General features: G+C 66.7%; 6 protein-coding genes. 3 read left to right on the top strand and 3 right to left on the bottom strand.

From position 1 onward, the window contains the following. The 3 genes from ACEN88_RS22925 to ACEN88_RS22915 all read left to right on the top strand — a co-directional run. A partial coding sequence (locus ACEN88_RS22925; protein WP_413343336.1) for a glycerol-3-phosphate dehydrogenase C-terminal domain-containing protein occupies nt 1-201 on the top strand: 201 nt, incomplete at its 5' end. Continuing rightward, nucleotides 191-1,768 carry an FGGY-family carbohydrate kinase gene (locus ACEN88_RS22920; protein WP_413343334.1) on the top strand — a complete coding sequence of 526 codons (1,578 nt, stop codon included), beginning with the start codon at nt 191-193 and terminating at the stop codon, nt 1,766-1,768. The genes ACEN88_RS22925 and ACEN88_RS22920, both read left to right, overlap by 11 nt. 56 nt (nt 1,769-1,824) lie before the next feature. Beyond that, a complete protein-coding gene (locus ACEN88_RS22915) occupies nt 1,825-2,382 on the top strand; it encodes a GNAT family N-acetyltransferase (protein ID WP_413343333.1) in 558 nt (185 codons plus the stop codon). 45 nt (nt 2,383-2,427) lie between these two features. Here ACEN88_RS22915 and ACEN88_RS22910 read toward each other — a convergent pair whose 3' ends face one another. The 3 genes from ACEN88_RS22910 to ACEN88_RS22900 all read right to left on the bottom strand — a co-directional run bounded on the left by ACEN88_RS22910 (nt 2,428) and on the right by ACEN88_RS22900 (nt 5,732). Beyond that, on the bottom strand, nt 2,428-3,759 hold the full coding sequence (locus tag ACEN88_RS22910) for a diguanylate cyclase (RefSeq protein ID WP_413343331.1): 1,332 nt from the start codon (nt 3,757-3,759) through the stop codon (nt 2,428-2,430). Nucleotides 3,760-3,947: 188 nt separating this feature from the next. Continuing rightward, on the bottom strand, nt 3,948-5,141 hold the full coding sequence (locus ACEN88_RS22905; protein WP_413343329.1) for a PLP-dependent aminotransferase family protein: 1,194 nt from the start codon (nt 5,139-5,141) through the stop codon (nt 3,948-3,950). Between the two features lie 129 nt (nt 5,142-5,270). Then, on the bottom strand, nt 5,271-5,732 hold the full coding sequence (locus tag ACEN88_RS22900) for a RidA family protein (RefSeq protein WP_413343327.1): 462 nt from the start codon (nt 5,730-5,732) through the stop codon (nt 5,271-5,273). Nucleotides 5,733-5,928 lie beyond the last annotated feature (196 nt).

Genomic DNA, 5,928 nt, shown 5'->3' with positions numbered 1-5,928 from the left:
GCCGTCCGCCGGCTGGACGACCTGCTGCTGCGCCGCACGCGCCTCGGCCTGCTGCTGCGCGACGGCGGCACGGCGCACATGGACCGCATCCGCGCCATCTGCCAGCCGGAGCTCGGCTGGGACGATGCCCGCTGGGCGCAGGAAGACGCCGCGTACCGCGCGCACTGGACCTTTCACCACGGTTTGCGACATGAAGACTAGAAAGAACTGCGACGCGACGACGATCCTCGCCATCGACAACGGCACCCAGAGCGTGCGCGCGCTGCTGTTCGACCTCGCCGGGAACATCGTCGCGAAATCGCAGGTGATGCTGGACCCGTATTTCTCCACGCAGCCCGGCTGGGCCGAGCACGACCCCGAGGATTACTGGCAGGCGTTGTGCCGCGCATGCCAGGGCCTGTGGACGCAGCCCGGCGTCCGGCGCGACGCCATCGCCGGCGTGGCCGTGACGACGCAGCGCGGCACCGTGGTGAATCTCGACCGCAACGGCCGGCCGCTGCGGCCCGCGATCACATGGCTCGACCAGCGCCACACCGACACCGTTCCGCCGCTCTCGTGGTGGTGGCGCACGGCGTTCAAGCTGGCGCGCGTGGACGGCACCATCGATTATTTTCGAGGCGAGGCGGAGATCAACTGGATCCGCGCGCACGAGCCCGACGTATGGGCCGCGACGGACAAGTTCCTGCTGCTGTCCGGCTACCTGAACTGGCGGCTGTGCGGACGCTTCGCGGATTCGTCCGGCTCGCAGGTCGCATACGTCCCGTTCGATTACAAGCGCCGCCGCTGGGCCGGTCCGCGCGACTGGAAGTGGCAGGCGCTGGCCGTCGAGCCGCGCATGCTGCCGGAACTCGTCGAGCCGGGCGACCGCCTGGGCGAGATCGGCCGGGATGCGTCCGACGCGACCGGCATCCCGGCCGGCACGCCGGTGCTGGCCGCGGCGGCCGATAAAGCCTGCGAAGTGATCGGTGCCGGCTGCCGCGAACCGCACGTCGGATGCCTCAGCTACGGCACGACGGCGACCATCAACACGACGGGCACGCGCTACGTCGAGGTGACGCCCTTCTTGCCGCCGTATCCGGCCGCGATCCCGGGCGCGTACAGCAGCGAGGTGCAGGTGTTCCGCGGGTACTGGATGGTCAACTGGTTCAAGGAGCAGTTCGGCCACCGCGAACAGCAGCGCGCGCTGGCGGAAGACGTGGCGCCGGAACAGCTGTTCGACCAGCTGGCGCGTTCCGTCCCGCCCGGATCGATGGGGCTGATGCTGCAGCCGTACTGGACGCCCGGCATCCGCGTGCCGGGCCGCGAAGCGAAGGGCGCGATCGTCGGCTTCGGCGACGTGCACACGCGGGCGCACGTGTACCGCGCGATCCTGGAAGGCCTCGCGTACGCGCTGCGCGAGGGGAAGGAACGCATCGAAAAGCGCAGCGGCGTGGCGATCACGGAACTGCGCGTGTCCGGCGGCGGATCGCAGAGCGATTGCGCGATGCAGCTGACGGCCGACATCTTCGGCCTGCCGACGTCGCGCCCGCACGTGTACGAGACGTCCGGGCTGGGCGCCGCCATCGACGCGGCCGTGGGGCTGGGCCTGCACCGCGATTTCGCCACGGCGATCGGCGCGATGACGCGCGTGGGGCGGGTGTTCGAGCCGGTGCCGGCGCATCGCGACGTGTACGAGCGGCTGTACCGGCAGGTCTATTTGAAGATGTATCGGCAGTTGCAGCCGTTGTATCGGGAGATTGCGGAGATTACCGGGTATCCGCAGCGTTGACGGGCGTCAGCCCTAGCTCATACACTGGGCCTTCCGAGTTACCCTGTGGAGTGGCTGTGAACGACGATCCGACCGATTCCCCGGAGAATACCGACTTCATCACTTCTGTTCCCTACCTTCACACGGAACGGCTCCTCCTGCGCGCATACCGGCGCGAGGACTTCGACGCATTCGCGGCGCACCTGGCCGACCCGGTCAGCGCGGCCCACCTGGTCCCGGCCGACCGCCATGCCGCCTGGCGCATCTTTTGTTCGCAAGCGGGCCTGTGGCTCATCCACGGTGCCGGGTGGTGGGCTGTCGAGGAAAAGGCGACGGGTCGGCTCGTCGGGAGCGTCGGCGCGTTCTTTCGCGAGGATTCCGCCGTGATGGAGCTTGGCTGGAATACCTATCGCGAATGTTGGGGCCGCGGATTCGCGAACGAAGCGGCGGCGGCCGCCATGCACCATGCGCTCGAGGTCCGGCGCGAACCGAAAGTCCGCGCCGTCATCGCCGCAGCCAATGAATCGTCGCTGCGCGTCGCCCAACGCCTTGGCCTGACTTACGAAGCGGACACCGAGATATACGGCAAAGCGGTCGGCATTTATGCGCGGGCGCGGGGAGGCCCGGTCGTTTAGGCCTGCAGGACTGCATGGGACTGCCCACGGGCGTTCAGGGCGCGTTCAGAACACCGCCGCGTCGTGCACGACATCCCACGCCGCCCCGACAATGGTCGACTCCACCCGGTTGCGCCCCCCGGCCTTGGCCGCATACATCGCGCGGTCCGCGCACACGAACAGGTTGTCGACCGCATCGAGCTGCGTCGGCACGATCGTCGCCACGCCCACGGACACCGTGAGCCAGGTCGACGTCGTCGAACCCGGATTCGGGATTTCCAGCGCCGCTACGGCCGCGCGGATCATCTCCGCCAGGAGCGCCGCGTTTTCCGCGGGCGTCTCGGCGAATAGCAGCACGAATTCCTCGCCGCCGTAGCGGGCCGCCAGGTCGGTCGGGCGCGCGGCGTGGTCCTGCAGCGTCTGCGCGACCTTCTGCAGGCAGACGTCGCCTGCCGCGTGGCCCAGCGTGTCGTTGTACAGCTTGAAGTGGTCGACGTCCAGCACGACCAGCGACAGCGGCTGGGCGTTGCGGATGGCGCGGTGCCATTCCTTGTCCAGGAAGGCGTCGAAGTGGCGGCGGTTGGCGATCTTGGTCAGCGGGTCCAGCATCGCGGCGCGCTGCAGCGCGTCCTCGGATTGCTTGTGGTGCGTGATGTCGTGCAGCAGGACGACGAACAGGCCGTCCGCCGCATGCATCGGCGTCATCGTCAGGTCCATCGCGCGCAGGTTGCCATCGCGGTGGCGGATCTTCACTTCGCGCGTGCCGTAGACCATCGCATCGAGGCCTTCGCAGCAGCCGGGTTCCTTGCAGTCCAGCAGATCCTTCAGCGACTGGCCGACCAGCTCTTCCGGCGCATAGCCCAGGTAGCGGTCGCACGCCGGGTTCGCGTACTGCACGCGGCCGCAGCCCTCGACGATCAGCAGGCCCTGGTCCATGCTGTTGACGATCATGCGCAGGCGGTCGGTCTGTTCCGACTGGGTGTCGCTGCCGCTGCGCAGGCGCAGCTGGGCGCGCACGCGGGCGCACACTTCTTCCAGGCGCAGGGGCTTCGGGATGTAGTCGGCGGCGCCCGTGTCGAAACCGGCGACGATGTCTTCCGTCTCGCCGCGCGCGCTCATGAAGATCACTGGGATGCGCGTCGTGGCCGGATGCGCCTTCAGGCGGCGGCACGTCTCCAGGCCGTCGATGCCGGGCATGACGACGTCCAGCAGGATCAGGTCCGGCTTGACGCGTTGGGCGATGTCCAGCGCGCGGTCGCCGGAAGTGGCGACGAACGTCTGGTACCCTTGACGCAGCATCATCGAACGCAGCGTGCCGAGGTTGTCGGGCGCGTCGTCGACGATGAGGATGGCGGGCTTGCGCGGGTCGGCAAGCGGCACGGGCACTGGGTTGGTCATACGGTGCTTTGCGAGGACTGCACGTTTATATTGCGTCCAAAATCATACACCTCGCAGCACTGACGTGGGGTAACAACTTCTTTTACAAGTGGAAAAATCTGTAACTTTTGCGCAACTGACAATTGTCTGATCTGTTCAACAATTGTCGATACCCGGCGGTATTGCTGCCGCCGGGCTGGAACGAAGGCTTACATCTGGTCCTTGATCAGCTTGCCGAGGGTCGCGATGCCTTCGCGGATGCGCTCCGGCGGCACCGTCACGAACGACAGGCGCAACGTGTTCGTTTCCGGCTTGTTGGCGTAGAACGGGGCGCCCGGGACGAACGCGACGCGGGCGGCGATCGCCTGGTCCAGCAGTTTCATCGCGTCGATGTGCTTCGGCAGCGTGACCCAGATGAACATGCCGCCTTCCGGGCGGGTCCACGTCACGCCTTCCGGGAACTGCTCGGCCATCGCGTCCAGCATCACCTGGCACTGGTTGGCGTACAGGTTGCGGATGGTCGGGATGTGTTCGTTCAGGAAGCCGTCCTTGACGACTTCGTGCACGACCATCTGCGTCAGCGTGGCGGTGTGCAGGTCGGCGGCCTGCTTGGCCAGCTCGAGGCGGCGCACGAGCGGCAGCGGGGCGACGACGTAGCCCAGGCGGATACCCGGCGTCAGCACTTTCGAGAACGAGCCCATGTAGATGACGCCGTCCGGGTTCATCGACAGCATGCGCGGCATCGGCTCGCCCTTGTACGACAGCGCGCCGTACGGATCGTCCTCGATCAGCGGCAGGCCGAGGCGGGCGCAGGTTTCCACCAGTTCGCGGCGGCGCTCGATCGACAGCGAGCGGCCGGTCGGGTTCTGGAAGTTCGGCAGCGAGTACAGCAGGCGTGCACCCTTGGCCAGCGGCTCGATCGACGACGGCACCAGGCCGTGGTCGTCCGTGTCGACCGACTGGAATTCCGGACGGTAGACCGAGAACGCTTGCAGCGCGCCGAGGTAGCTGGGGGTTTCCACCAGCACGCGCGAGCCTTCGTCGATCAGGACCTTGCCGAGCAGGTCGAGGGCCTGCTGCGAGCCGGACACCATCAGGATCTGTTCCGGCACGATTCTTGAGCCTTCCGTGGACAGGTAGTCAGCCACCCATTCGCGCAGCGGCGCGTAGCCGTCCGTCGGTCCGTACTGCAGCGCTTGTTTGCCGTTTTCGCTGAGCACCTTGTCGTAGGCTGCCTTCATGCGTTCGACGGGGAAGGTGGCGGGCGAGGGCAGGCCGCCGGCGAAGGAGATGATCTCCGGACGCTGGGTGATCTTCAGGATCTCGCGGATCGCCGAGCTTTGCAGCTGCTGGGCACGCTCCGAGAACTGCCACTGGATGGGATTGGGGTTTTCGATTTTCATACTGGTCTCACAGGAAGGGCCACGATGGTGCGTCGGCCATTATAAAGCACGCCGGGTAGGCTGCTCTCTCAATAGAGGAGCACGCCTGATAAGCATGCTCCGGTTAAATTTCTGTAGCAGGCCGATAGTTTATTCCACTTCGGCGATCAGTTCGATCTCGACCGAGGCACCGAGGGGCAGCGACGCCACGCCGAAGGCCGAGCGCGCGTGCTTGCCCGCGTCGCCGAACACTTCGCCCAGCAGTTCCGAGCAGCCGTTCGTGACGAGGTGCTGTTCCGTGTAGTCCGGCGTCGACGCGACCAGGCTCATCACCTTGACGATGCGCTTGACGCGGTTCAGGTCGCCGCCGACGGCCGCCTGCAGCGTGCCGATCAGGTCGACCGCCACGGCGCGCGCCGCCGCCTTGCCCTGTTCCGTCGTGTTGTCCTTGCCCAGCAGGCCGGTGTGCACCGTGCCGTCCGCATTCTTGGAAATGTGGCCGGACAGGAAGACCAGGTTGCCGGTCTGTGCATACATGACATAGGCAGCCGCCGGCGTCGCCGGTGCCGAGAGGGTGATGTTCAGTGCGTTGAGTTTGTCGTAGACGGACATGGATTCCCCAGGGTTGTGTGAAAAGAAAGCCGATATTGTACGTCGTGCCGGACAGCGTGGGCGTGCCTGGATGCATAGTCATTATCGCCTCACCTGCATGCGCCGGCCCAGTGCCACGGTCGCGATCACGGCCAGCGCGAAGCCGACGTTGGCCAGTGTGAGCGTTTCGCCGAGCAGGACGGCGGCCCCGGCCAGC

Source organism: Massilia sp. CT11-108, assembly GCF_047302915.1.
Classification (GTDB): Bacteria; Pseudomonadota; Gammaproteobacteria; order Burkholderiales; family Burkholderiaceae_D; genus Telluria; species Telluria orientalis.
Note: the sequence above shows the minus strand (reverse complement) of the source record. Positions and strands in the feature narration are given on the sequence as shown.

Coding starts and splice junctions, on each gene's coding strand:
- ACEN88_RS22910 (WP_413343331.1), bottom strand. CDS start 3,759: ATGACCAACCCAGTGCCCGTGCCGCTTGCCGACCCGCGCAAGCCCGCC.
- ACEN88_RS22920 (WP_413343334.1), top strand. CDS start 191: ATGAAGACTAGAAAGAACTGCGACGCGACGACGATCCTCGCCATCGAC.
- ACEN88_RS22905 (WP_413343329.1), bottom strand. CDS start 5,141: ATGAAAATCGAAAACCCCAATCCCATCCAGTGGCAGTTCTCGGAGCGT.
- ACEN88_RS22900 (WP_413343327.1), bottom strand. CDS start 5,732: ATGTCCGTCTACGACAAACTCAACGCACTGAACATCACCCTCTCGGCA.